At 49.8% G+C, this 1,265-nt stretch carries 2 protein-coding genes and 1 pseudogene; all 3 read left to right on the top strand.

What is annotated here, in order from left to right; all coding sequences use genetic code 11:
• Window positions 1-27 precede the first annotated feature (27 nt).
• Window positions 28-378, top strand: coding sequence for a helix-turn-helix domain-containing protein (locus DBY90_RS12405; RefSeq protein ID WP_107986413.1), 351 nt, complete (start codon window positions 28-30; stop codon window positions 376-378).
• Window positions 282-1,100, top strand: a complete 819-nt coding sequence (locus DBY90_RS12400) for an IS3 family transposase (protein WP_107987331.1) — start codon at window positions 282-284, stop codon at window positions 1,098-1,100. The genes DBY90_RS12405 and DBY90_RS12400 overlap by 97 nt, the downstream gene beginning before the upstream one ends.
• Window positions 1,101-1,194: 94 nt before the next feature.
• Window positions 1,195-1,265: pseudogene (locus tag DBY90_RS13725) on the top strand (transposase-like zinc-binding domain-containing protein); the annotation flags it as partial.

Genomic DNA, 1,265 nt, shown 5'->3' with positions numbered 1-1,265 from the left:
CTCCAACTCACAAGGTGCAGTTTTTTTATGAGCAAATATACATTACACTTCAAATACCAAGCCGTACTCCACTACCTGCACATACGCAGCCAACAGCGTACCGCAGATCATTACGGCATTTCCCGAACCCACCTGCGACGGTGGATACGCGCCTATCAAGAAGGCGGCATCGGCGCACTCGAACATCCCCAATCCAAAACCATGACCGACCACCGCAAAAACCCCTTTATCGCCGACAAACCCGACCACGAAAAAACACAGGCAGAGCTTATCGAAGAGTTGTGCTATATGCGCGCAAAGGTTGCCTATCTAAAGGAGTTAAAAGCCCTCAGCCAAAAGCGGACCGCAAAGGACAAAGCCAAACCGTCCAAACACTGAGGGCGCAACACCCGCTCAAATACCTGCTGCACATCGCAAACCTGCCCAAAAGCAGCTTTTACTACCACCGCCAAGACCGACCCGACCCCGACGAAGCCGACAAAGCCCTTATCGCCGAAATCTACGAACGGCATAAAGGACGCTACGGGCAAAGGCGCATTGCCGCAGCATTGGGTTGGAACCGCAAAAAAGCAGCGCGGTTGATGAAGCAGATGGAACTGAAAGCCCTCATACGGGCGAAAAAAGCCTACCGCCATCCCGCCATGGGCGAAATATCGGAACACCTCCTCAAACGTCGGTTCACAGCCAAAAAGCCCAACGAGAAATGGCTGACCGATGTTACCGAACTCAAAGGAAAGGACGGCAAACTGTACCTCTCTCCGATCTTGGACTTGTTCAACCGTGAAATCGTCGCCTATGCCATGAGCCGCAATGCTAACAGCGACATGGTGAAGGAAATGCTCGAAAAAGCCGCACCCCGGCTGACTGATAAAGGAACAATGCTTCATTCGGACCAAGGTGTGCTATACCGTACGGCGGAATATAGGAAATTGATTGCAAAACATTCCATGGTTCAAAGCATGTCGCGAAAGGCGAACTGCTGGGACAATGCACCGATGGAAAGCTTCTTTGCGGTGCTGAAGACGGAGTGTTTCTATCGTGCAGGGGAATTGACGGTGGATGAATTGATGAAACAGATAGATGACTATATGGATTACTAGACGTAAGTAACAAAATGGAGGCTAAAAATCCCCGCAAGCCTTATCCTATAAGGCTTTAAAAGAGGTCAAAGGCTTTGAATACAAAAAATGCCCTTTTTGCGACTCAAAACAAGTCAAAAGGAACGGCTGCCGAAACGGCAAACAACGCTACAAATGCCATGCTTG

Origin of the sequence: Neisseria mucosa (assembly GCF_003044445.1) — a bacterium.
In the GTDB taxonomy this organism is placed as follows: Bacteria; Pseudomonadota; Gammaproteobacteria; order Burkholderiales; family Neisseriaceae; genus Neisseria; species Neisseria mucosa_A.
Note: the sequence above shows the minus strand (reverse complement) of the source record. Positions and strands in the feature narration are given on the sequence as shown.

What these genes read in the sequence shown, in the direction of transcription:
- DBY90_RS12405 (WP_107986413.1), top strand. Translation starts at nt 28, where the DNA reads ATGAGCAAATATACATTACACTTCAAATACCAAGCCGTACTCCACTAC.